Source organism: Sporomusa aerivorans (genome assembly GCF_041428895.1).
GTDB classification, from domain to species: domain Bacteria; phylum Bacillota; class Negativicutes; order Sporomusales; family Sporomusaceae; genus Sporomusa; species Sporomusa aerivorans.
Map to the genome: position 1 here is coordinate 5,321,732 of NZ_CP156926.1, position 22,543 is coordinate 5,344,274.

Sequence of the window (22,543 nt, forward strand, 5' to 3'; positions counted from 1 at the left end):
TTACTTGCGCACTATTATTTTTTCTGGGCGGCTATTAAGTCAGCGATTCCAATTTCTTTTACGATTTTAGTAAGTTTGGCGTTATCCTTAATCCACTGATCGCTGAATTCATCCGGCCCCAGATATTCTACCGACATGCCAACATCTTCCATGCTTTTCTTAAATTCAGGATTATTAATCATCTCCTTAAGACCGGCTGCCAGCTTTTTCTTTTCCGCCTCTGGAATGCCTTTAGGGGCTACCACGCCGTCCCAAAAGCCAAAAGCAACATTGATGCCCTGTTCCTGAAGAGTCGGTACATTCTCAAAGCCGGAAAGGGTTAGACGCTTTTCTCTGGCAACCCCTAAGAGCCTGATTGTTTCATTTTTAATATGGTCTTTTAAAGGAGACGGAGTCGCCGCCACCATAAGCTGTATATGCCCGCCCAGCAAGGCGGCAAGAACTTCTGAATCGCCTTTGAATGGAACCTGTACAATTTCAATACCTGCTTCCCGCGCAAATATCTCACCTATAATATGGCTGGCAGTCCCCAAGCCGCTGTGACCGAACTTAATTTCACCAGGATTTTTTTTTGCATATTCAACTAATTCGCCAATATTCTGCCAGGGCTGTTTCCCCAGCGTGCAGATAAGCATGGGCGTAGATACAACCTTAGCCAACGGCTCTAAAGCTGTAGGATAATGGTACCTGGTCTGCCCATACAACGGCTGTAGCATCACACTCATTGGAACAATCCCGATGGTATAACCATCCGGACTAGCGCCGGCAATTTCATTCGCGCCGATGGTGGCAGCTCCTCCCGGTTTATTAAGAACTACAAGCGGCTGGCCAAGGTGCTTCTGTGCCAACTTTTCCAGCATCCGTGCTTCCATGTCCGTTGTACCGCCGGCAGTAAAAGGCACAATCAACGTAATCGGTTTAGTCGGGTATTTTACCTCAGCCACACTTTCTTTGGCTCCCATCCCGCAACCCCCTGCTATAGTAATACACAGAAGGCAACTCAGTAGAACAAAAAAAACTTTTTTCGCCCCCATAAGCACTCTCCCCTCCACTTTGCGTAATGGCGTTGATCGACTTAGCCTTGCTTGTATTATAAAATTTTGTCTTATATCATTTTTTTTGAGCGGCTATCAAATCGGCGATACCAGTTTCTTTTACAATTTTCGTGAGCTTGGCGTTATCTTTGATCCACTGATCACTGAATTCGTCCGGCCCCAGGTACTCCACCGTCAAGCCGATATCTGTCATATCCTTTTTAAAAGCAGGATCATTAATCATTTCTTTAAGACCGTTTGCCAGCTTTGCTTTTTCAGCAGCAGGAAGGCCTTTGGGGGCGCCCATGCCATTCCAAAAACTAAAACTAACATTTATACCCTGCTCTTGCAGAGTTGGCACATTCTCAAAACCGGGAACAGTCAATCTTTTTTCCTCTGCTACTCCTAAAAGCCTAATTGTGCCGTTTTTGACATGTTCTTTTAGCGGAGACAGAGTCCCCGCAACCATAAGCTGTATATGCCCTCCTAGAAAGGCGGCAAGGGCTTCCGAGTCCCCTTTGAACGGAACTTGTACAATATCAATACCTGCCTCTTTAGCAAATGCCTCACCAGCAATATGCCCTGATGTCCCCAAACCGGCATGACCGAATTTAATTTCACCAGGATGTTTTTTTGCATATTCCACCAATTCTCTAATGTTCTGCCATGGCTGACTTGCAAGAGTGCCAACAACCGCTGGTGCAGACGCAACTTTAGCCAGCGGCTCCAATGCAGTGGGATAATGATACCTGGTTGGGCCAAACAACGGTTGCAGCATCACACTCACTGGCACAACCCCGATAGTGTAACCATCCGGATTCGCGCCAGCGAGTTCGTTCATACCGATAGTAGCTGCTCCACCCGGTTTATTGACAACAACAAACGGCTGACCAAATTGTTTCTGGGCCGACTTTTCCAGCAAACGCGCTATCGTGTCCGTGGTACCTCCAGCGGCAAACGGCACAATCACGGTAATCGTTTTAGTCGGGTAATTTACCACAGCCACACTATCTTTGGCCCCCATCCCGCAGCCCCCTATCATTATTGCCATACACAGCAGGCTGCTTACTAAAATAAGGAAAAATCGTTTTGAACCCATGACTAATCCCCCCTCCATTTTACATAATGTTATCAACCGATCCTGCTACTGCGAATTTATATTATAAATATAATAAATAACTTTTTTGATTTATTTATTTTTTATAAGCAGCTATCAACCCGGCAATACCAGTTTCTTTTACAATTCTTGTAAGTTTGGCATTATCTATGATCCATTCTTCGCTGAATTCGTTTGGTCCCAAATATTCAACTGGCATTCCAATGCTTTCCATATCTTTTTTAAACGCCGGGTCATTGATCATTTGTTTAAGTCCGGCTACCAATTTTGCCTTTTCATCTACCGGGAGGCCTTTGGGAACGGCTATACCGTTCCAAAAACTAAAAGCGACATTAATACCTTGTTCCTTCAGTGTTGGCACATTCTCAAAGTCAGGAATGGTTAGACGCTTTTCTTCCGCTACCCCGAGGGTCTTGATTGTGCCATATTTGATATGCTCTTTAATTGAAGTTGGAGTCGTAATAATAACTTGTATATGGCCTCCCAGTAAAGCAGCCAGGGATTCTGAATCTCCTTTAAACGGAACCTGTACGATATCGATGCCTGCTTCCCGGGCAAAGGCCTCTCCCGTAATATGTGGCGAAGTACCTAACCCGGGGTGCCCGAACTTAATTTCACCCGGGTGTATTTTGGCATATTCGACCAAGTCACTGATGTTTTTCCAGGGCTGATTCGTCAAAGTACTAATAATCGCCGGTGCAGATACAACCTTAGCCAACGGTTCCAGGGCTGTAGGATAATGATATCTGGTTTGCCCATACAGTGGTTGCAGCATCACACTTACCGGCACAACGCCGATGGTATAACCATCCGGCTTCGCGCTGGCAAGTCCGTTCATACCGTTGATAGCAGCTCCTCCTGGCTTATTGACTACAACAAACGGTTGACCAAGGTATTGGGGCGCTGATTTTTCCAGCGTTCTAGCTACCATATCCAAACCGCCGCCAGCGGCAAACGGCACGATTACTGTAATCGGTTTAGCCGGGTATTTGGCCTCCGTACCACAGCTTCTTGTCATAATTGTCAAACACCAAAAGATGACTAATGTAATAAGAAGAATCCGATTTGTTTCCGCCATATGCCTCCCACTCACCTTTTACAGTTTTGTCCTACCTCCTTTCCTGCTGCCAACCCGCTTAAATAGGAACGCTGTTGGCTTAAATCAATTTTTTTGAGCAGCTATCAAGTCTATTATGCCGGTTTCTTTCACTATTTTTGTAAGTTTGGCATTATCAGCTATCCACTGATCGCTAAATTCGTCCGGACCCAGATACTGCACCGACATGCCTATGTCCTCCATGTCCTTTTTAAATACCGGATCATTGATCATTTCCTTAAAACCAACTGCCAGCTGCGCCTTTTCAGCCGCTGGGAGCCCTTTCGGGGCTGCGATGCCATTCCAGAGACTAAAAGCAACATCAATTCCCTGTTCTTTGAGTGTAGGTACATTCTCTAACCCAAGAATAGTTAACCTATGTTCTTCTGCAACCCCCAGTATTTTGATTACGCCCTTTTGCACATGCTCTTTCAAAGCAGTCGGAGTGGCGGCAATAATAAGCTGTACATGTCCTCCTAAAAGCGCAGTAAGAGCTTCCGAATCTCCCCGGAATGGTACTTGTACTATGTCAGCACCTACTGTTTTTGCAACCATCTCCCCTGTTATATGTGGTGCCGTACCCAAGCCAGGATGACCATATTTGATTTCTCCTTGGTGCTGTTTCGCGTAGTTAACTAATTCATTTATGTTTTTCCAAGGTCTGTCCGTAAGTGTTGCTATAACTACAGGCATAGATGCAACCTGAACTACCGGCTCTAACGCAGTAGGATAGTGATACCTGGTTTGTCCGTACAATGGTTGCAAAAATACGCTTGCACCAACAATTCCAGTTGTATATCCATCCGGTCTAGCTCCGGCCAATTCATTCATACCGATTGTAGCAGCCCCGCCGGGCATATTGACTACAACAAATGATTGCCCGAATTGCTTTGTAGCAGCCTTTCCCAGCACCCTAGCTATCATGTCCGAACTGCCACCGGCTGCAAAAGGTACAATTACATTAATTGGTTTAGCAGGGTATTTTTCCGCAGCAACAGTCTCTTTTGATCCCATACCACAGCCTCCCATCGTAATTGTTATACACAACAGGCTACTTAATAAAATCAAAATAAGGTAAAACCGTTTCGAGCCCATTAGCAAACTCCCTCCGCTGTCATGCTTTCTAGATCCTACCTTGTTGCTAACCAGCGTAATTAAGTACAAATAAACAACTGTATTATTTTTTTTGAGCGGCTATTAACTCAGCAATGCCCGTTTCTTTCACTATTTTTGTAAGTTTGGCATTATCAGCTATCCACTGATCGCTAAATTCGTCCGGCCCCAAATATTCCACCGCCATGCCGATGTCTTCCATGCTTTTCTTAAATTCAGGATTATTAACCATTTCTTTAATGCCGGCGGCTATTTTATTCTTGTCATTTTTAGCCAGGCCTTTAGGGGCTGCTACACCAAGCCAGGAGTCAAAAACAGCATTGACACCCTGTTCTTTAAAAGTTGGCACGGTTTCGAAACCGGGAATTGTTAAGCGTTTTTCTCCGGCTACACCCAGCAGTCTGATTGTGCCGTTTTTGACATGCTCTTTTAAAGGTGACGGAGTAGCTGCAATCATAAGCTGTATATGGCCGCCCAGCAAGGCGGCAAGCGCTTCCGAATCCCCTTTAAAAGGTACCTGTACGATATCAATTCCTGCTTCCCGGGCAAATAGTTCCCCTGTCAGATGAGTTGCCGTACCCAAACCGGCATGACCAAATTTAATTTCACCAGGATGCTTCTTCGCATATTTCACTAATTCATTGAGGTTTTTCCAGGGAAGTTCGGTAGAAGTGTTCATAATCATGGGAGCAGATACAACTTTGGCCAACGGCTCCAGAGCAGTAGGATAATGATATCTGGTTGTCCCAAACAGCGGTTGCAGCATCACACTCATCGGTACAATCCCGATGGTATACCCATCCGGGGTTGCGCCGGCAAGCTCGTTCATGCCGATGGTAGCCGCTCCCCCAGGTTTATTGACTACAACAAAAGGCTGGCCAAGATGCTGCTTTGCGGTCCGTTCCAGCATCCTCGCCACCACATCCGCACTGCCGCCAGCAGCATACGGTACAATCACATTAATCGGCTTGACTGGATATTTTTCTGTAGCAGCGCTTTCCTTTATTCCCGTGCCGCAGCCCCCCAGCACAATAGCTATACACAAAAAGATCCCCAACGAAGTAAAGAACACTCGCCTTGAACCCATAAATCAATCTCCCTCCAGGTTTCGTAATGCTATTGATGAACCCTACCTTTACTGTTAGTCAATGTAAATAACTTTGATTTATATTATTGTTTTTGAGCGGCTATTACCTCGGTAATACCGGTTTCCTTTACAACCTTCGCAAGTTTGGCATTATCTATGATCCATTCTTCACTGAATTCATCCGGCCCCAAATATTCAACTGACATGCCAATGTCCGCCATATCCTTTTTAAATATCGGATCATTAATCATTCGTTTAAGACCAGCTGCCAGCTTCGCCTTTTCAGCCGTCGGAATCCCTTTAGGGGCAGCCAAGCCGTTCCAGAAATTAAAGGCAACATTGATCCCCTGTTCTTTCAGCGTTGGTATATTTTCAAAACCGGGAATGGTTAAGCGTTTTTCCTCGACCACTCCTAAAAGCCTGATTGTACCGTTGTTTTTGGCATGTTCTTTTAACGGAGACAGAGTTGCCACAACACCAAGCTGTATATGCCCACCCAGTAGAGCGACAAGAACTTCCGAATCCCCTTTGAACGGAACCTGTACAATATCAATTCCTGCTTCCCGGGCAAATGCCTCACCCGCAATATGTGGCGAGGTACCTAAGCCAGCATGGCCGAATTTTATCTCACCAGGGTGCTTTTTAGCGTATTCAACCAATTCACTAATATTATGCCAGGACTGGTCTGCACGAGTAGCAATAATCGCCGGTGCAGACGCAACCTTGGCCAACGGTTCCAAAGCGGTAGGATAATGGTACCTGGTTGGCCCATACAGTGGTTGCAGCATCACACTCACCGGCACAACGCCAATGGTATAGCCGTCCGGATTCGCGCCGGCAAGTTCATTCATACCGCTAATGGCGGCCCCTCCCGACCTATTGACAACAATAAACGGCTGACCCAAGTGTTGCTGCGCCGACTTTTCCATCATCCGCGCTATCGTGTCCGTAGTGCCGCCAGCGGCAAACGGCACGATTACTGTAATCGGTTTAGCCGGGTATTTGGCCTCCGTACCACAGCTTCTTGTCATAATTGTCATACACCAAAAGATGACTAATGAAATAAGAAGAATCCGATTTGTTTCCGCCATATGCCTCCCACTCACCTTTTTACAGTTTTGCCTTACCTCCTTTCCTGCTGCCAACCAGCATAATACAGGTTGTACTGTTGGTCATATATTGATTTTTCTGATTTTTTCACTAGCGACAATACCCATCTTTTCACTCTTTATAATCTGAATACCAGCCAAAAGCCGGCGGACACTAGTTCGAATCAGTATTCTTCTGCGTCCAGGGATTCGATTAACAAACTTCCCGCTCACCGCTCTGAGTCGTTTTACGCTTGCCCTGTTTGTTAAACCAGCACACAGTCTGAAATACCAATAACGCTACTCCCAGCCAAAGAATAGTGCCTGAGATCGGCCGTGTGAACAAGAACCAAACACTCCCGTCGCCAATAATCAGGCCCTGCGCCAACCCGTTTTCCAATACCGGGCCTAAAATCAGTCCCAGCGCTAACGGCGCCGGTTCATAGTCCGCCTGCTTCATGAAAAAGCCAAGTACGCCAAAAAAGATCAGCAGGGCCACATCAAAAATACTATTGTTGATGGAATAGGCGCCGGTCATGGTGATCATCAGCACTACCGGCATAAGAATATTGATCGGGATTTTTAAAATCCAGGTGAAAAGCCCGACCAGCGGCAGGTTGACAATCAACAGAATCACATTGCCCAAATACATACTGGCAATAAGCCCCCAAAACAAGTCCGGGTTCTGGGTTACCAGCGTTGGCCCCGGCACTATGCCGTGAATCAAAAAGCCGCTGAGCAAAATGGCGGAAGAGGCCGAAAAAGGCAATCCCAGTGACAATAGCGGAATCATGGTGGCCGAAGCGGCCGCATTGTTGGCCGATTCCGGACCGGCCACCCCTTCAATGGCTCCCTGGCCAAACTCTTCCGGCCGCTTGCTTTTTCTCTTTTCCACCGCATAGGAGACAAAGGTTGAAATAGTAGCAGCAGGACCGGGGAGAAGCCCTACCAGAAAGCCGATAATCCCGCCCCGGAAGATTGGCTGGACAGAACGCCGGAGTTCTTCCCGGCTGGGATACAAATCCCGAAATTTAAACGACTGGACATTCTGCTCCCTGTTGGTATGAACAAGCGTATCCAGTATTTCGCTCACGCCGAATACCCCCATGGCCACAATGGAGAACTCAATCCCGCGCTGCAGTTCATCCACATCGAAAGTGAAGCGATTGACACCGGTTAAGCTGTCCAGCCCGATTGTGCCAAGCATAATCCCGACTACCACCATTAAGCCTGATTTCAGCATAGACTTGCCGGTGAATTTCATCAGCAGCAGCAACCCTACCAGCGCAATGGCAAAATACTCCGGCGGGCCGAAAGTAACTGCCAGCCTGGACATCAGGGGAGCAAAAAAAGTCAGACCAATAAGACCCATGGTCCCTGCCACCAAAGAACCGATCGCCGCAATGGCCAGGGCAGCACCGGCCCGTCCTTTTTTCGCCATGGCATAACCGTCCAGGCACGTAACCACCGAGGAGGCCTCCCCGGGAACGTTTAACAGAATGGATGTTGTCGATCCCCCAAACATGGAGCCATAATAAATACCGGCAAACATAATAAGCGAAGCGGTGGCATCCAGGCTAAAGCTGAACGGCAACAACAGGGCAATTGTCCCTACCGGCCCAATTCCCGGTAAAACTCCCACCAGCGTGCCGATAAGAACGCCCGCTATGCAGGCCAGCAGGTTAGCGGGTGAAATACTAATATAGAATCCATTGAGCAGCATAGTTAAGATATCCATGTTTCCCTCCCAGCCTCACGGCAGATTGCAGCCTAGCAATGTCACAAAAACAAAATAGAAACAGCCGGCAATACCGACCGACAACATACAAGGTGTAAGCCAGCCCTCTGTTTCCGTTACCTTTAGCAAATAGACCATGGTAATAAAAGTTGTCGCCAGGTACCCGCTCAGATTGAAAAGAATTACATAAACCATTAAGCCAATGACCAGAAAACATAACCGCCGCCAGTTGAAGTGGCATCCTGAACTGGCATAGTTTGGAAAGTACGACCTGGCGACCATGATAATGGCTAACACCACTGCAATTGTTCCGGAAATTTTGGGCAGAAAGCCCGCTTTAGGAGCAGACATACTCCCAAAAGACAACTCATTGGCAGAGTAAACATATACAAGACTCATCAGTAAGAAGAAAGAAGATACCAACCGTTCGGACATGCATTCCACCCCACTCTGTCTGCTATTGTTCTTCTGTTTCCCGGCTAAATGTTATTGTGAATCTGGTTCCTTGCCCAGGCTGGCTCTCTACGGCAATCGTCGCACCATGTCGCTGCACAATGCGATAACAGACTGCCAGACCAAGACCAACGCCATTTTCCTTGGTAGTAAAAAAAGGGGTCCCCAGCCTGTCCAAAAGTTCATTGGAAATTCCGCTGCCCTCATCGGCAAAAGACAACACCACCTGGGATCCCCTGCTATATGTGCTTATCTCCACCTTTCCGCCTTCCGGCATAGCTTCTATACCGTTTCTGACAATATTTAAAATAAGCTGGCGCAGGCTATTTATGTCAAGACTAAGCAGCGGAATTTTACCTAACGCCAGTTTTATTTCGCATTTAAAGCGCAAGGCGTCGGCTTCCAACATAGGAATAACATCCCGGATAATGGTATTAAGATCACTGTCCTTAAAGTTCATGGTTTTATTCTTGGCCAAAGACAAAAAATCAGTAATGATACTATTAGCCCTATCTAATTCGTCAATCATGAGCTCAAACTGCGATTTGTAGTCATCAAAGGCTGGCTTCTTGCCCAGGTATTGCAAAAAACCCCGCACCGTTGTCATGGGATTGCGCACCTCATGTCCGATACTGGCAGCCATCTCGCCGATTATATTCAAGCGGTCAAGCCGGGCCATCTGTTCTGTTTGCTGGCTAAGATACTGCAAAATGGGATTTAGTTCCGGAATTTTACTTTCAAAATCCCGCCCGCGCCCTTCCACAGTGGCTTCAGCAAATAAGGTAAGTTCTTTTTTCAGGCGGATAAAGATATCCTGGAAAAGCATAATGGTAATAAGCAAGGCGGCCACATTGCCAAAAGCATTCTTTTGTAACGCCAGAAAGACATCATCTTTCACTTTATCCAGATTGGTACAGGCAAAAAAGTAGCCGATTATTTCATTATCGTGTTTTATCGGCCTGACATAATAGGTTATATGGGAGCCATACCAGAGCACAGAATGTTGCTGTTCGCCCATTTTTGCCGTATCCGTTTCAAACATATCGTCGAAGAAAGCAGGCGGTATATTCCACAACAACGATTTATCCACTTCGGGACCAAGGGCCACTATTTGGCGAAGCTCCCGTGAATATACCCCAAACTTCATAGTAGTAGGTGAAGAAACAAAAATATTCTCCATAATAGGCTGGATTTTATTATGTACAGCAAGGAACCTTTCTGCCGGTGATTTTTCCTCGCCGTTCTTTCGCAACCTGATTTCCAGCAGCATGTCGGCGGGAACTGCTCCTGCCAAATAGGCAGTAAGCGCTTCCATATTCTGTGCATGCATTGCACTTCTGTCCCGGTAAGTAGTCCACTGATTGTAAATTGTAAAAAACAACATAAAGACAGAAATAATGCAGATAGCTTTTACATTCAATCTAGTAGTCAGGTTAGAAAGCGTCATGATATCCTCAGTCTTTCACCAATTATTTTTGTTTTAGACTTACAAGATAACATTGTGTTGTAAATTTATGTAATTAGGAAAAATTGTATATTATTCTATATATTCGCCTTTTAACAAACAAATTCCTCTATTTTTGTATAAAAATGTAAACGTAGTTTTTTTGCTTTTTTGCCCTTTGCTGTCAAATTAATCAGTTTGCTGTAGCAGCACAAACAGCACAAATAACTCCACCGCGGCGATACACGGTGGAGTTATTATGGTCATGCTTCTTATGCTTTGCGGTTTACATATACTTTTACATTCTTGATGCCGAAATCATATGCCTTATCTACCGAATTCATTGCAATATCAATCCGGTTGCCTTTAATGGCGCCGCCAGTATCCTCCGCCACCGCATAGTGGCCGGTGCCGTCAGGATATTCCAGATAAACCTGAGTTCCGAGCGGAATCACCTTGGGGTCTACGGCAATAACGCCAGGGCGAACAGTAGTGCCTAAATGGGTTTTGTCGCCCCACTGGCCGTTATCATGCTCACCAGGAGCATAAGCAGTGGCCTTGACATTGATAACTTCCTCAGAATTCCCCTTGTCAGGCGCGGCTGTTTTATCAGCAGTTGCAGCAGCAGGAGCTTTTTTATTCACATTAGCCTTTACAGCTTGAGCACCTGCCTCAGCTTGCTTAGGAGCCTGCTGGCTTTGTTGCGCAACCTGACGGCTTGGCTGAGCAGCTGCCTTGGCTTGTATTCTGGCAGCTTTTTTAAGAGGAATCTTACTATCTGATTGCATATTATATATTCCTTTGGGAGACTTAACCATCTGCTGAACTGCGGTGTCAGGTTTCATTGCCGTATCAGGCAGAGCCGAGGCATGCGCTGTAGCCGGCATTCCTGGCAGCAAGGCTGAGGAAACAAGGGCGGCACCGGCGACAGCAGCGGCAGCAGCCATTCGCTTCAGCCTGCGTTTTAAGGATTTGTTATGCCGGCGATTCAGTTTGTTTTTCACTCCGGTTCGCCTCCTTTGCAAACTATTATAGATAGTTTTTGTTTAATAGCCGTTTCAATGCCCAGTAGATTTTGACATACATTATGATTGCAACAAACAGGAAAGCTCTGCAACAGAATTTACCAGATAAGTTGGCTTGGCCTGTTCCAGTTCTTCCGCCGCTCCGTAGCCGTACCGGACGGCAACGGAAGCAAGTCCGTGATGCTGCGCGCCAATAATATCGTGTTTTCTGTCCCCGACCATTACGATGTTTTCCCGGTCAACGGCCGGCAGTTCCGACAATACATAATCAATAATTTCGGCTTTATGGATACGTGTTCCGTCAAGATTGCTGCCGACAACACTGTCAAAAAAAGGCAACAAAGCAAAGTGTTCCAGGATCTGTACGGAAAAAACGGTAGGCTTGGATGTGGCAACAATCAGTTGCTTGCCAGCCTTTTTCAGTTCGGACAGCAAACTTGCGATTCCGGGGTAAACCGCATTTTCATACATTCCGGTTCTGGTAAAATACTCCCGGTAGTAGCCCACTGCCGCCACAGCGTCTTCCTGGCTCAGGGAATAAAACACCTGGAAAGACTCTGTCAGCGGCGGCCCGATAAATGGAATCAGCTTGTCCAGATCTGGTTCCTGGATATTGTATTTGGCCAAAGCATACTGCACTGATTTTGTAATGCCCGCTTTTGGGTCAGTCAGCGTGCCGTCCAGGTCGAATAGGATTACTTGAAAACTCATGGATTATGCCCTCCGGTCTGATAATAGTTGATATAGGGTCAGTATGTAATAATTGCCGCAGGACCAGTCTGCCGGTTGTTAACAGCGGAAAATTCGCCCTGCTCGGGTGTGTTCATCACCATAGCGCCCCCTAGCAATGCAATTCCGCAATAACACGATTAACTGCATACAGTGCCTGCGGCTTAATTTTAAGTGTCACGGCGCCCTGGCCGGTTCCCCCGTAGACGAAATCATATTTTAGCAGCATTTGATCAAGGATACAAGGAAGACCATGACCGGTTAACGGGACTTGGCCAGGCGTAAACCCGATGGTTGCCTGCACATCTTTCTTAGTTGCCAGTTCCACACGCTGGCATCCCAGCAATTTGGCCAGTAATTTGAAATCCAGTTTCCCGCGTGCCCCCGAGACAATGGCGGCATAAAAACCGCTGTCAGAGTTAAGGATAAGGGTGGGCGCAGTTTGTCCAGCCTCAATAGCCAGTATTCTAACGCCATCTTTCACCGACAATATAGGCTCCGGTGTATAGATAAGCTCATACCCGATACTTTTTTCGTCGAGTTGAGCTATAGCCCGCAGCGGATTATTGCTACAAAATTCCATTACACTACTCCCTGTTTAGATTTTGCTGAAGTTATGTCGAATATTGTTTTATATACAATTGACAACCTTGCAAACATCTTGCTAAAATATTGTTTAAACACTTATTACCCGAATCTAACTGGGTTATGTCAGAACTGATACCGGCAAGTGTACAATTGCCCGTCTATGTGCATACTACCCCGAAGGAAAAGCCCTGACGGGGAAGTTTCGCTCACATTCTCAAGCGGAGTTTCCCCGATAGGGCTTTTTCCTTTTCTGACCATGCCCAACAATGCAGGAGGCTGTTATGGATTTATTAAAACAGAGAATCCGGACTGATGGTCTGATTATAAATAATTCCCTGTTAAAGGTGGACTCGTTCTTAAATCAGCAAATTGACCCTGAACTCATGATGAAAATCGGTGAGGAGTTTGTCAATCGTTTCAAGGGAGAACACATTACGAAAATTCTTACTATCGAATCCTCCGGTATTGCTGTTTCGGTAATGACCGGGTTAATTCTGCGTGTCCCGGTTATTTTCGCCCGCAAGAAGAAGCCCAAAGTAACAAGTGAAGACGTTTATACTGCCAGGGTTTATTCCTATACCAAAGGCGAAAGCAATACCATTATGGTATCCAAACAGTTTATCCAACCGGGAGACAGTGTCCTTATTATTGATGATTTTCTGGCCAACGGGGAAGCGGCTGCCGGTCTGGCCAATATTGTTGAGCAGGCTGGTGCCAAGGTCGTGGGAATCGGCATTGTTATTGAAAAGTCGTTCCAGCCAGGTGCGCAGAAACTGACCGATGCCGGTTACCGTGTAGAATCCCTGGCAAGAATTAAATCATTTTCCAATGGTCAGGTCAACTTCGTATAACCTTATATAATCATTCGGCTTCAATATGAATAACAGACACATCAGTAGTAGCTATCAGTCGATAGCTACTTTTATTGTCCCCTTCCAGCCGTTTGAGAAACCAGCGCCGGCCCAGATCCTTTTTGGTCGGCAGCGCAATGCCAAAGGCCAACCGGCTGGTTCCCTGCGTCAGGCAATCGGGAAAGATGGTGACCTTCGCCTGTTTTATAACCTCATGCGGCACCTTGCCGGCCACCGGGCATGCAATGGCTTCCGGCCCGTCTTTTTCGACTTGCAGTAGTATTTCAGTCATAATTTCCGCCGCAGATTTATTATCTCTTGGCTCAATTAAAACACCCAGATTGTAAATTTTCATAATTCCACCTCCCGGAAGGCACTCCAATCATACTACTCTGCTCTGATTAGCCGGGTACGCACACAGGCGATCACACTTTCTCGGCGGCAAACCGGGCCATGAGCAATTCCTTCTCCTTGCCGTTCCCCGGCCGCAGCTCGCCGGCGTTACTGCAGCTAAAGCCAAGTCCTGCATACATAGGGTTATTCCAGGTATACACAATTGCGGTAAACGGTCCCGAACCGTGCTGCAGCCTAATCTGCTTCAGGCGTTCCTGTACCAGCATGGTATTGATGCCGCGATGCCGCCACGCCGGCGATACAGTGGCCCACGATAGCTCATAGACGGCAAAGGAGCACATGGACGGCGCCCAGGCGGCGACGCCAATAACATGGTCATCCAGCGTGGCCACAATAAATCTGGCCCTGATATAACCGAGAATATCACCTTGTAAAAACGCCTTCATTTCCGCTTGCAGGTATAGCAGGCTGTCATCATCCCAGCCGCTGTTTTTAAACACTTCCAGTGCCTCTGTAAAATGCCCGGCTGTCAAGGGTTGCAGTTGGACGGTCTGCATTAAGGAATCAGCTAAAGAGCTCACAGGCTACCCCTCCATTAACTCTTTCTTCTAAAAATAAACCGTCAAAGAAGACTAATATTCATCTTCGTTGTTACGGATTATTTTTCCTTTATCAAAAACTTGTCATATAAAACATACAGCAGCTACCGGTAAAATATTCCTGGATAGAAATCTCTTGGTGTTATTGACATAAACAGTTATTTATCGTTAAATAATGATATCATTTGATAAAATTCGTCATAATTCTACAATATTCGGGTTATTTTTATCATTTGGTAAATAGATATTTGCGCAAGAAAGGGAGAAAAACAATGCGCCTAACCCTTGGAAAAAAAATAACGGGAGGATTTCTACTGATCTCATTGCTGGTTGCTGCTATGACACTTTTCACCTTTGGGCAATTTTACAGTTTAGACGCCGCCACCAAAAAAGTTACCGGCAATAATACGGAAAAATTGCTGCTAGTGCTGGGAGCTGCCAGTGATCTGGCCAATGAGGCGGTAGTAATGCGACGTTTCAATTTCACCGGCAACGAAGGTGACATGCCCATATATAACCAATACAAGCAAAGCCTGAATGAAAAGCTGGCTAGGTTGGACAGCCTTATTGCGACCGAGGGTGAGAAAAAGTTACTGCAGACAATAAAGGCCGAGAAAATGACCTACGAGACAATTGCAGAAAGCTCCTTTCAGGCCAAACGCGAAAACAACATGGCTGCCGTAAGCCAGTATATGCAGCAGGCCGGCCAGCCCTATAAGGCGGCAAATGCGGCGGCCGAGGACCTGGTTAAAGCAATTCATGCCTTTATTAAAACTGAAGAACAACGACTTGATCAAGAAAAATATCAGATAGAATTAATGCTGCTTGTCATGAATATTTTTGTTGCCCTCGTCGGCGTTGGCGCAGGTATGTTGGTAAGTCGCAGCATTACCAGACCTGTTAGTCAGGTTGTCGGCGCTGCCGCTAAAATAGCCGACGGCGATTTGAGACAACGGGTTTTAGAGGTAGTTTCCCAGGACGAAATTGGCGAGTTGGCGCACGCCTTTAACCGCATGAGTGCAAATTTACGCAATCTCATCGGTGGAGTATCGCAATCAGCCGAAAGCGTCAGCGCCGCCTCTGAGGAACTTTCAGCCAGCGCTGACCAATCTGCTCAGGCTGCCACCCAGGTGGCCATCTCCATTACTGAAGTAGCTGAAGGGGCTGTTCGCCAACTGAACGTGGTTAATGAGACAGCCAGCATTGTTGCCCAGATGTCTGCCAGCACCCGTAATGTTGCCGCTAATGCCACTGAAGCGGCTGCCAGCTCCGCAAAGGCGGCGCAAACAGCGCAAGCAGGCTCAAAATCCATCGAACAGGCAATTAGTCAGATGGCTCAGATTGAAACTGCCGTTACTGCCTCGGCCGCGGTAGTAGGCAAATTAGGTGAGCATTCCAAGGAAATCGGCCAGATCGTGGACACAATTTCCGGCATTGCCGGGCAAACAAATTTACTGGCTTTAAACGCGGCTATTGAAGCCGCCCGCGCCGGTGAGCAGGGCCGGGGCTTTGCCGTAGTTGCCGAAGAAGTCAGGAAACTGGCCGAGCAATCACAGGGAGCCGCCAAACAGATAGCAGCGCTGATTACCGAAGTGCAAACTGAAACCACCAAAGCCGTAACAGCGATGGATGACGGCACGCACGAAGTAAAGCGCGGCACCGAAGTTGTTAATAACGCCGGGAAAGCGTTTTTGGATATTGTCGCCATCATCAGTGAGGTCTCAGAACAAATCAAAGGTATTTCCACCGCAATTACCCAAATAGCTGCCGGCAGCGAAAAAATTGTCACCTCTGTCAGGCATATTGACGAAATCAGTAAGAATACATCGGCGGAAACACAAACCGTGTCGGCGGCTACCGAGGAGCAGTCTGCGGCTATGCAGGAAATTGCGGCTTCCAGCCAGGCTTTGGCTAGAATGGCCGATGAATTACAGGCTTCAATTAGCAGATTTAGAATGTAATTTTTTTGGGATACCGTTCAGTAATGCATGTACCCCCGATGGCCTTCCTCTATCGGGGGTACTTTTTATAGTCCTGCGAAGCGTAGCTACACACGCCGGGTAATTTCCTTAATAACCGCCTCCAGGGCTTCCTCCTGAGTCTTATATCCCCTGGGCGAAATACGGGGAGGTCTGTCAGTTGAAATTCGCGATAGTATATTGTTTTGGTAGCGGTATATCCCATCACGGTCAACGATAATCCGGATTCGTACCCTTCTTTGCCGGATCAGCACCTCCCATTCCCCGGTCACCATATAGGCTTCGTCAAAATTATGACCGTCAAACAGTTCCCAAGACAATTCTCCCGCCTCCCCAGGCTGCCATCCGGCATTTGCCCATATTACATAATATGTATTTTTTCACTGGCGGTCACTCCTGCTTAAACTCCCCGCGCTTGTACAAAGCGGTATGCCACCAAAGCAAACAGCCTTGAATAGGCAACCCAAGGTCAATTACCGTTCAAAGCTTGTCCTCTTTTACGCCGTAAAATAGCTGTAACGCCCGTTCCTCCTCCGGAATACGGATCAATAACAATAGAACGGCGTTTGCAACAGTGGCGAAAAGGGCCGTTTTAACAGCTCCGAACAACAACGGTACGGCAGCCAGTTCGATAGCGACCGCCACATAATTAGGATGGGCAAGCCAGCGGTAAGGCCCTCTTTGCACGGCTTTAAGGCCGGGGATCACAAGAATGCGTGTATTCCAGCAGGGCCCCAGACTGGCAATACACCAGTATCTAAGCAACTGTCCGCCGGCGAACAGCCCAAGCCAGGCCGGCCAGAAAGGCGACAGGCTGCTGCCTGTGCTTTCAATCAGCCAGCCCAGTAGCCAGACTGTATGAAGAAGAAAAAACAAAGGGTAGTGACCTGCGCCAAACTCCTGCGCCCCTCTGGCAAGAGCCCGGCTAAAATTACGCTGCGCAAGAATCAGTTCACCCAGCCGTTCCAAAACAATCACTGCAGCCATCACAGTCTGCGGCCATTCTACCATTTGAACAGCACCTGCTCAGCGCTGAAGCCCGGCCCCAGCGCCAGCATTAAGCCATACCGCCCGGCCGGAGCGGTATCTGCCAGAAATCTCTCCATGACAAACAGCACCGAAGCACTTGACATGTTGCCGTATGCCGCAAGGATGTCATAGGCATGCTTTAGCTTGGCGTGCGCCAAATTGAGACTGTCCGCATAAGCACTCAGTACCTTGGCGCCGCCGGGATGAACAACATAATGTTCGACTTCGGCCGGACGGATACCGTTCCTGTCACAAAATCCGCCTGTAAGTTCCGGTAAATACCGCTTGACAATACTAGGAATGTCGCGTGAGAATCTCACCTTCAGTCCCCCTTCTACTACGTCCCAGCCCATGATATCGCCGGTGTCGGCAAACAAGGTGCTGAAACTGTCAACAATAGCCGGACCGCCGCCGTCAACCGCAATAACGGCGGCGGCAGCGCCATCAGCAAACAGACTTGCGCCGATAAGATTGGCTTTGGAATAGTCGCCACGCTGAAACGTTAAACTGCATAGTTCAACAGCAACCACCAGCACAGCCTGCCCCCGTAGACAGGCGGCCAGTTGAGCGGCCCTGGCCACAGCGGCTACACCGCCGGCGCATCCCAGACCCCAGAGCGGTATGCGGGCAGTATGAGGTGACAAACCGAGCTTTTGAATAAGTATGGCATCAAGCGACGGCGTGGCAATACCGGTTGAGGACACAAACAGTATCGCACCGATATCGTCCCGGCTGATCCCGGTCCGTTCGATAGCCTGGCGGGCGGCCCGCTCTGCCAGTTCCACAGCAACCTGTTCGTAAATCCGGTTGGCTTCCTCAAAAGAATGCTGCTCAGCATACCAGGTTAACGGCCGGGACAAGTGCCGGGTAGCAATCAGGCTATGCTCAAAAACAGGCAGCAGCCTTTCCAGATGTTCGAAGTTATCCCGGAACAACGCGGCGGCGAACCTCTGAATATCCTCCTGATGCAGACAATAGGCCGGCACAGCCGTGCCGACCGACATAACTTGCGCTAAACCCACACCAATCCCCTCCTGCCGTATCCAGTACCGTGACAACCCTAATCCTGTGGATACTGACGGGATATTTTCCGTAACCCTGCGTTGTCGTCAATCGGCATACGTCCGGTATGCCTCATTCCTCCGCCTTGTTTTACGAAAAATCTCCTCGCCATTATCCTACAGTTTTAAGGTTGCCACGGTATTAGCAATTATTACTATATAGCTATTACGGCCGGAGTAAAAAATGCCTGTCAGTACACAAAATATTCACGGACTGGCTCGTTTTTTACTGCAATTGCATCTCCTGGGGGGAGTACTTGGCCGCCCGGTCGGCGGTCTGCTCCTGTCCCGGCTGCTGCCGATGGCTGGCGGCATAACGGATGCCGGTAAACTCGGCTAAATCCCTTTCCACTGTCACCAGGTCGCTGCGATCCAATTCTTTGAACGCCTGCTTGCCAACGGCCTGGACCGCCAGCTGCATCTCGACCGTACAGGATTTCAGGAAGTTAGCCAGATGCGTGGCCGCTTTATCAATATCCAGCTTGTCAGTCATCCTGCCGCTGTATATCGCCAAATGCGAAGGCGGCGCCTGCGGCAGGGTTTTGACCACCTGGGCCTGCATTGCCGCCATTAACGCGATTGTTCCAATATATACCGCATCGGCCCCCAAGGCTAATGCTTTAAGAAAATGGCCGGGTGTAGTCAGACCGCCGGTAACAATAATACTAAACCGGCTGCGCAGATTGTTGGCTGTCAGCCAATCCACCGTGCGAACCAGCGTATGGAAGGTAGGCAGCCCGACATTATCCTGCAGTGTAGGATTGGCCGCCGCCGTTCCGCCCTCAGAGCCGTCGATGACAATAAAATCAGCCTGCGTTTGGGCAATAACGGCCAATTCATATTCTATGAAATCCGTTCCGGCTATTTTCACGCCCACAGGCACCTCATACTGCGCCTTCATACTATTTACCATTTTAATATAATCCTGCGGCGTCTCTTTACCAGGCATCCGGGCATAAATAGTTTTGTCTTGCCCCTTTTCCAAATGCCAGGCCTCTCTTAAATGCTGGCCGATTTTATCGGCCGGTATAGGTTCATCAACAGCTCCGCCCCAGGCTCCCTGACCCAGCTGGATCTCGATGGCGTCCAAACGGCTTAGCTGTTCCTGCCCGCTTAGCTGGCCGCCCCGGTGATACTGCCCAACCAGGAATCTGGCTGCATCACGTTCTTCATTGGTTACCGCCGACTCACCGGTGTTTGTCGATGTTCCGGCTAAAGCAGCCCCTTTGGCCAATGCCATTTTCATCTCTAAACTGAGCGAACCGCCATACGACATGCCTGTTATCATAATGGGAATATCCAGGACTAACGGGCGCTTGGCATTCGGACCAATTACCGTCTTAGTATCGACTTTAGTATAGTTCGGATAGGGTAGCTGAAATAACTGTCTGGGATTAAGCAGTACCTTATCCCAGGGGGATAACACCACAGGGCTGCCTAATGGCCGGGTTAATTCCTTGCCAGCTTCGGCCCGCATTGCGGCTTCCATGAGCGCCCGCGGCGAAAGTTTCTCGGCTACGGTCACCATCAGGAACGGATTATCGGGATAATCTTCCGTCAGCATCTTAACCATAGCTTCATCCGCCATCGGATCCATCATTTTCATCATCATCCAGTTCAATAACAAGGGTACCACCTCCATATTCTAGAGCTAGTCTGCCCATTTTATCGCAAAGTTTCTCTATCGAAAAAGAAAATAATAGAACCCCTAACAGCCTGCTTTTCTGAGGGCTGTTAGGGGTTATCTTCAATATATCATTATTAATTTTTATAGCGCTTTTTAATCGCCATGATGACCGGCACGCAGATGGCCATGGCAATAATGGCTTCCGGTATGCCGTTGACCAAAGCCACACCATAAATGACTTTGGCGGCGGCGTCCAGGCCAATTCCCCGCGCTGCCGCAAATTGAGCCGCATACAAGAGATAAATCATGGTTAACACGCCAAAAGTATTGGTTAGCGAACCGACAATTGCACTAATACCGATTCGCAGTCCTTCATGCCTGCCCCAGGTCAGCTTGTAGGCATAATAAGCGGTTATACCGATAAGTACGCGTGGTAACACCGAAACCAGCGGATTTATAAAAGCAAACGATAAAATGTTCGGGGTTGTTAAACTCTGAACAATGCTGAATAAGCCAAATAAAAGACCAATCATAGCCCCCACGAGCGGACCATCGAGAATCGCCCCGATAATAACAGGAATCTGCATGATGGTGGCCTTAGCCGTCGGCAATGGGATAAAGCCGAAGCCTGACAGTCCAAGAATAATTGATATCGCCGATAACATTCCGATAATAGCAATCTGCCGTACGCCAAACCGGCCTGATGTCCGTAATGCTGCTGTTTTTCCCATTTTCATTCCTCCGTTCTTATTCCCTATAGCCGGGATATAAGTCGATTTTTTTCCGGAGCTTATTGACCGCCAGTCTAGTTTCAGGGAATACCAGCTATCTTGGCAGTTGTTTAACTCCGCTTACATGTTACCACATTTGCCGGAAATTTTGTATATCTTTTTTTACTAAATAATATAGAAAGAATTTTCCGGAAACAGCAATGTATTACCGGTAAATTAGCAACTAATTTTTTCGATAAGGAACTTAACCGCACTTATCTCCCGCTTATAGAAGCAGGAGTCTTGGTGCGGGTTAGTTTCAGGATAAAAGGAGCTATTCTTTTACCTTCTCCCCGGCAGTAAGAATACAACCAGCCGGACAAACTGGTTAAACAGCGGCAGCACTGCCAGGGAAGACAGCAGGTTGAACAAGGTATGCATAGCTGCTATCTGACCACTGAAATCCGGCGACAAAAATTCTGCAGCCGCAATAAGCAGAGGAGTAAGCGGGTAAAAAAAAATGACGCCCGCAACGTTTAAAACAATATGAGCTAAAGCAACCCGCCTTGCGGCCAGCGGCGCCGCCGCGCTAAAAACAACGGAAGATACGCACGAACCAATATTATTGCCATACACGACATAAGCTGCGGTGCCCGCATCCAGCAGGCCCATGTCGGCCAGCACCATCAACAAGGCAGTAGCGGCGCTGCTTGATTGAAAAACCAGTGTTGTTATAATGCCTCCCCAAATTCCATAAAGTGGATTAGACCTGGCCAGGACAAGCAGTTCCGCCAGTTCACCCGAGCCGGATAACCGGGCAATACCGGCAACCAATAAATCCAAGCCGATAAACATACTCAACAATCCGCTCAAGGCTATGCCGGCATAACGGAATGGCCTGAAGGCAGTAAGCATTATAGCTGCCGCCAATAACGGCAAAGTATACGCCAGGGGAACTTCCATGCTGACAAGCTGCAGTGTTGAACATGTGCCGACATTGGCTCCCAGAATAATCCCCAATGCCTGACGAAAGGAAATATAGTCGGCGCTCACTAAACCAATGGTAATTAAACAGACGGTTGTACTGCTTTGCAATAAAGCTGCCGCTGCCGTTCCCAGCACAAACCCCCGCCAGGGTGTTTTGGTCAGTTGTTCTAAAGCGGCCTGCAGTCTTCGCCATAGCGCCTTTTGTAAACCATACCGCATTATAAAAATACCACCCAGCAGCAGACTAAGGCCTGCTAGTACTGTTACCATATTGTCCCCCCCAATACGCGGTACTCTTGTGCGACTTTTATATGTATGTCGGCATAAATCGAAATATGTGCACGCAACCAGCCAGAAGCTACCACAGCCAGGCAGGCAGGTTATTGTCAACCGGCAGCGAATAGTACTAAGGAAGGAGTCTCCTTAAGGAAGCTTCTAAAAAGCTTACTACTCAAAGACATTTTAATGAAAGGAGCCGGAGAAAATGCCACAAAACAGAGGCAAAAAAAATTTTCCGTCTTCCTTGGCCGGTATTGTCAGCCTAATCGCCCTGGCGGCAGGCTTTATTAAAATCGCAAGCCAGCTGCCCCGGCTCCGCTTGTTGCCGGCCTTTCGTTTCGTAATGCAGTTTCGCTTGTTGTCGGATTACTTTTTTGTGCTGTTTCTAACAACTCTCTCTCCGTCCCTGCGGCATAAGGTTAATTCCTGTCTGTCGGCAGACAGATAAGAAAATCGCATTCTTCACCAATATTACAAAGCAGTTGAGAGAGAACTCTCAACTGCTTTTAATATAACTGGCCTTGGCCTGCACCCTTGCGGCACATGTTTTAAAAC

Annotated in this window: 23 protein-coding genes; 3 read left to right on the plus strand and 20 right to left on the minus strand. The window is 47.8% G+C overall.

Going from position 1 to position 22,543, the window contains the following annotated elements:
• Positions 1 to 14 precede the first annotated feature (14 nt).
• The 12 genes from SATMO3_RS25465 to SATMO3_RS25520 form a co-directional block, all read right to left on the minus strand.
• Entirely contained in the window at positions 15 to 962 is a 948-nt protein-coding gene (locus tag SATMO3_RS25465) for a tripartite tricarboxylate transporter substrate binding protein (protein WP_371372967.1), read from the minus strand.
• Between the two features lie 148 nt (positions 963 to 1,110).
• Positions 1,111 to 2,058 (minus strand): tripartite tricarboxylate transporter substrate binding protein, encoded by a 948-nt coding sequence (locus tag SATMO3_RS25470; protein ID WP_371381794.1) that lies wholly within the window; start codon positions 2,056 to 2,058, stop codon positions 1,111 to 1,113.
• Positions 2,059 to 2,227: 169 nt separating this feature from the next.
• Positions 2,228 to 3,169, minus strand: coding sequence for a Bug family tripartite tricarboxylate transporter substrate binding protein (locus SATMO3_RS25475; RefSeq protein ID WP_371381795.1), 942 nt, complete (start codon positions 3,167 to 3,169; stop codon positions 2,228 to 2,230).
• Positions 3,170 to 3,313: 144 nt separating this feature from the next.
• Positions 3,314 to 4,261, minus strand: a complete 948-nt coding sequence (locus SATMO3_RS25480) for a Bug family tripartite tricarboxylate transporter substrate binding protein (protein WP_371372969.1) — start codon at positions 4,259 to 4,261, stop codon at positions 3,314 to 3,316.
• A 163-nt stretch (positions 4,262 to 4,424) separates the two neighbouring features.
• On the minus strand, positions 4,425 to 5,447 hold the full coding sequence (locus tag SATMO3_RS25485; protein WP_371372971.1) for a Bug family tripartite tricarboxylate transporter substrate binding protein: 1,023 nt from the start codon (positions 5,445 to 5,447) through the stop codon (positions 4,425 to 4,427).
• 83 nt (positions 5,448 to 5,530) lie between these two features.
• On the minus strand, positions 5,531 to 6,478 hold the full coding sequence (locus tag SATMO3_RS25490) for a Bug family tripartite tricarboxylate transporter substrate binding protein (protein WP_371381796.1): 948 nt from the start codon (positions 6,476 to 6,478) through the stop codon (positions 5,531 to 5,533).
• Positions 6,479 to 6,749: 271 nt separating this feature from the next.
• Entirely contained in the window at positions 6,750 to 8,273 is a 1,524-nt protein-coding gene (locus tag SATMO3_RS25495) for a tripartite tricarboxylate transporter permease (RefSeq protein WP_371372973.1), read from the minus strand.
• Between the two features lie 15 nt (positions 8,274 to 8,288).
• Entirely contained in the window at positions 8,289 to 8,708 is a 420-nt protein-coding gene (locus tag SATMO3_RS25500; RefSeq protein ID WP_371372975.1) for a tripartite tricarboxylate transporter TctB family protein, read from the minus strand.
• A 22-nt stretch (positions 8,709 to 8,730) separates the two neighbouring features.
• Positions 8,731 to 10,173, minus strand: a complete 1,443-nt coding sequence (locus SATMO3_RS25505) for an ATP-binding protein (protein ID WP_371372977.1) — start codon at positions 10,171 to 10,173, stop codon at positions 8,731 to 8,733.
• A gap of 269 nt (positions 10,174 to 10,442) precedes the next feature.
• Positions 10,443 to 11,174: a 3D domain-containing protein gene (locus tag SATMO3_RS25510; protein ID WP_371372978.1), complete on the minus strand. Its 732-nt coding sequence runs from the start codon at positions 11,172 to 11,174 to the stop codon at positions 10,443 to 10,445.
• A gap of 81 nt (positions 11,175 to 11,255) precedes the next feature.
• On the minus strand, positions 11,256 to 11,906 hold the full coding sequence (locus SATMO3_RS25515; RefSeq protein ID WP_371372980.1) for an HAD family hydrolase: 651 nt from the start codon (positions 11,904 to 11,906) through the stop codon (positions 11,256 to 11,258).
• A 130-nt stretch (positions 11,907 to 12,036) separates the two neighbouring features.
• Positions 12,037 to 12,507: an aminoacyl-tRNA deacylase gene (locus SATMO3_RS25520; RefSeq protein WP_371372982.1), complete on the minus strand. Its 471-nt coding sequence runs from the start codon at positions 12,505 to 12,507 to the stop codon at positions 12,037 to 12,039.
• Between the two features lie 286 nt (positions 12,508 to 12,793).
• On the opposite strand from SATMO3_RS25520, the gene SATMO3_RS25525 reads away from it, so the two are divergent.
• The gene (locus tag SATMO3_RS25525) at positions 12,794 to 13,363 is read left to right on the plus strand and encodes a xanthine phosphoribosyltransferase (protein ID WP_371372984.1); all 570 of its coding nucleotides are present in this window, start codon (positions 12,794 to 12,796) and stop codon (positions 13,361 to 13,363) included.
• Between the two features lie 10 nt (positions 13,364 to 13,373).
• Here SATMO3_RS25525 and SATMO3_RS25530 read toward each other — a convergent pair whose 3' ends face one another.
• A complete protein-coding gene (locus tag SATMO3_RS25530) occupies positions 13,374 to 13,718 on the minus strand; it encodes a hypothetical protein (RefSeq protein WP_371372986.1) in 345 nt (114 codons plus the stop codon).
• Positions 13,719 to 13,788: 70 nt separating this feature from the next.
• Positions 13,789 to 14,298: a GNAT family N-acetyltransferase gene (locus tag SATMO3_RS25535; protein WP_371372988.1), complete on the minus strand. Its 510-nt coding sequence runs from the start codon at positions 14,296 to 14,298 to the stop codon at positions 13,789 to 13,791.
• A 290-nt stretch (positions 14,299 to 14,588) separates the two neighbouring features.
• Between SATMO3_RS25535 and SATMO3_RS25540 the strand changes: the two genes are divergently transcribed.
• Complete coding sequence (locus SATMO3_RS25540; protein WP_371372990.1) at positions 14,589 to 16,277, plus strand: methyl-accepting chemotaxis protein; 1,689 nt, start codon at positions 14,589 to 14,591, stop codon at positions 16,275 to 16,277.
• Positions 16,278 to 16,363: 86 nt separating this feature from the next.
• On the opposite strand, the gene SATMO3_RS25545 is transcribed toward SATMO3_RS25540, so the two are convergent.
• The 6 genes from SATMO3_RS25545 to SATMO3_RS25570 form a co-directional block, all read right to left on the minus strand.
• Positions 16,364 to 16,615: a hypothetical protein gene (locus SATMO3_RS25545; RefSeq protein WP_371372992.1), complete on the minus strand. Its 252-nt coding sequence runs from the start codon at positions 16,613 to 16,615 to the stop codon at positions 16,364 to 16,366.
• Between the two features lie 160 nt (positions 16,616 to 16,775).
• Positions 16,776 to 17,306, minus strand: a complete 531-nt coding sequence (locus tag SATMO3_RS25550) for an isoprenylcysteine carboxyl methyltransferase family protein (protein WP_371372994.1) — start codon at positions 17,304 to 17,306, stop codon at positions 16,776 to 16,778.
• Positions 17,300 to 18,346, minus strand: coding sequence for a type III polyketide synthase (locus SATMO3_RS25555; RefSeq protein WP_371372996.1), 1,047 nt, complete (start codon positions 18,344 to 18,346; stop codon positions 17,300 to 17,302). The genes SATMO3_RS25550 and SATMO3_RS25555 overlap by 7 nt, the downstream gene beginning before the upstream one ends.
• A 265-nt stretch (positions 18,347 to 18,611) precedes the next feature.
• Positions 18,612 to 20,012 carry an FMN-binding glutamate synthase family protein gene (locus SATMO3_RS25560; RefSeq protein ID WP_371372998.1) on the minus strand — a complete coding sequence of 467 codons (1,401 nt, stop codon included), beginning with the start codon at positions 20,010 to 20,012 and terminating at the stop codon, positions 18,612 to 18,614.
• Between the two features lie 134 nt (positions 20,013 to 20,146).
• Positions 20,147 to 20,743: an ECF transporter S component gene (locus tag SATMO3_RS25565; RefSeq protein WP_371373000.1), complete on the minus strand. Its 597-nt coding sequence runs from the start codon at positions 20,741 to 20,743 to the stop codon at positions 20,147 to 20,149.
• A 321-nt stretch (positions 20,744 to 21,064) separates the two neighbouring features.
• The gene (locus tag SATMO3_RS25570; protein ID WP_371373002.1) at positions 21,065 to 21,979 is read right to left on the minus strand and encodes a Na/Pi cotransporter family protein; all 915 of its coding nucleotides are present in this window, start codon (positions 21,977 to 21,979) and stop codon (positions 21,065 to 21,067) included.
• 214 nt (positions 21,980 to 22,193) lie between these two features.
• On the opposite strand from SATMO3_RS25570, the gene SATMO3_RS25575 reads away from it, so the two are divergent.
• A complete protein-coding gene (locus tag SATMO3_RS25575; protein WP_371373004.1) occupies positions 22,194 to 22,436 on the plus strand; it encodes a hypothetical protein in 243 nt (80 codons plus the stop codon).
• Positions 22,437 to 22,543 lie beyond the last annotated feature (107 nt).

Excerpts from the sequence above, each read along its gene's own strand:
- SATMO3_RS25465 (WP_371372967.1), bottom strand. The coding sequence starts at position 962 with ATGGGAGCCAAAGAAAGTGTGGCTGAGGTAAAATACCCGACTAAACCG.
- SATMO3_RS25470 (WP_371381794.1), bottom strand. The coding sequence starts at position 2,058 with ATGGGGGCCAAAGATAGTGTGGCTGTGGTAAATTACCCGACTAAAACG.
- SATMO3_RS25475 (WP_371381795.1), bottom strand. The coding sequence starts at position 3,169 with ATGACAAGAAGCTGTGGTACGGAGGCCAAATACCCGGCTAAACCGATT.
- SATMO3_RS25480 (WP_371372969.1), bottom strand. The coding sequence starts at position 4,261 with ATGGGATCAAAAGAGACTGTTGCTGCGGAAAAATACCCTGCTAAACCA.
- SATMO3_RS25485 (WP_371372971.1), bottom strand. The coding sequence starts at position 5,447 with ATGGGTTCAAGGCGAGTGTTCTTTACTTCGTTGGGGATCTTTTTGTGT.
- SATMO3_RS25490 (WP_371381796.1), bottom strand. The coding sequence starts at position 6,478 with ATGACAAGAAGCTGTGGTACGGAGGCCAAATACCCGGCTAAACCGATT.
- SATMO3_RS25495 (WP_371372973.1), bottom strand. The coding sequence starts at position 8,273 with ATGGATATCTTAACTATGCTGCTCAATGGATTCTATATTAGTATTTCA.
- SATMO3_RS25500 (WP_371372975.1), bottom strand. The coding sequence starts at position 8,708 with ATGTCCGAACGGTTGGTATCTTCTTTCTTCTTACTGATGAGTCTTGTA.
- SATMO3_RS25505 (WP_371372977.1), bottom strand. The coding sequence starts at position 10,173 with ATGACGCTTTCTAACCTGACTACTAGATTGAATGTAAAAGCTATCTGC.
- SATMO3_RS25515 (WP_371372980.1), bottom strand. The coding sequence starts at position 11,906 with ATGAGTTTTCAAGTAATCCTATTCGACCTGGACGGCACGCTGACTGAC.
- SATMO3_RS25520 (WP_371372982.1), bottom strand. The coding sequence starts at position 12,507 with ATGGAATTTTGTAGCAATAATCCGCTGCGGGCTATAGCTCAACTCGAC.
- SATMO3_RS25525 (WP_371372984.1), top strand. The coding sequence starts at position 12,794 with ATGGATTTATTAAAACAGAGAATCCGGACTGATGGTCTGATTATAAAT.
- SATMO3_RS25530 (WP_371372986.1), bottom strand. The coding sequence starts at position 13,718 with ATGAAAATTTACAATCTGGGTGTTTTAATTGAGCCAAGAGATAATAAA.
- SATMO3_RS25540 (WP_371372990.1), top strand. The coding sequence starts at position 14,589 with ATGCGCCTAACCCTTGGAAAAAAAATAACGGGAGGATTTCTACTGATC.
- SATMO3_RS25550 (WP_371372994.1), bottom strand. The coding sequence starts at position 17,306 with ATGGTAGAATGGCCGCAGACTGTGATGGCTGCAGTGATTGTTTTGGAA.
- SATMO3_RS25565 (WP_371373000.1), bottom strand. The coding sequence starts at position 20,743 with ATGGGAAAAACAGCAGCATTACGGACATCAGGCCGGTTTGGCGTACGG.
- SATMO3_RS25570 (WP_371373002.1), bottom strand. The coding sequence starts at position 21,979 with ATGGTAACAGTACTAGCAGGCCTTAGTCTGCTGCTGGGTGGTATTTTT.
- SATMO3_RS25575 (WP_371373004.1), top strand. The coding sequence starts at position 22,194 with ATGCCACAAAACAGAGGCAAAAAAAATTTTCCGTCTTCCTTGGCCGGT.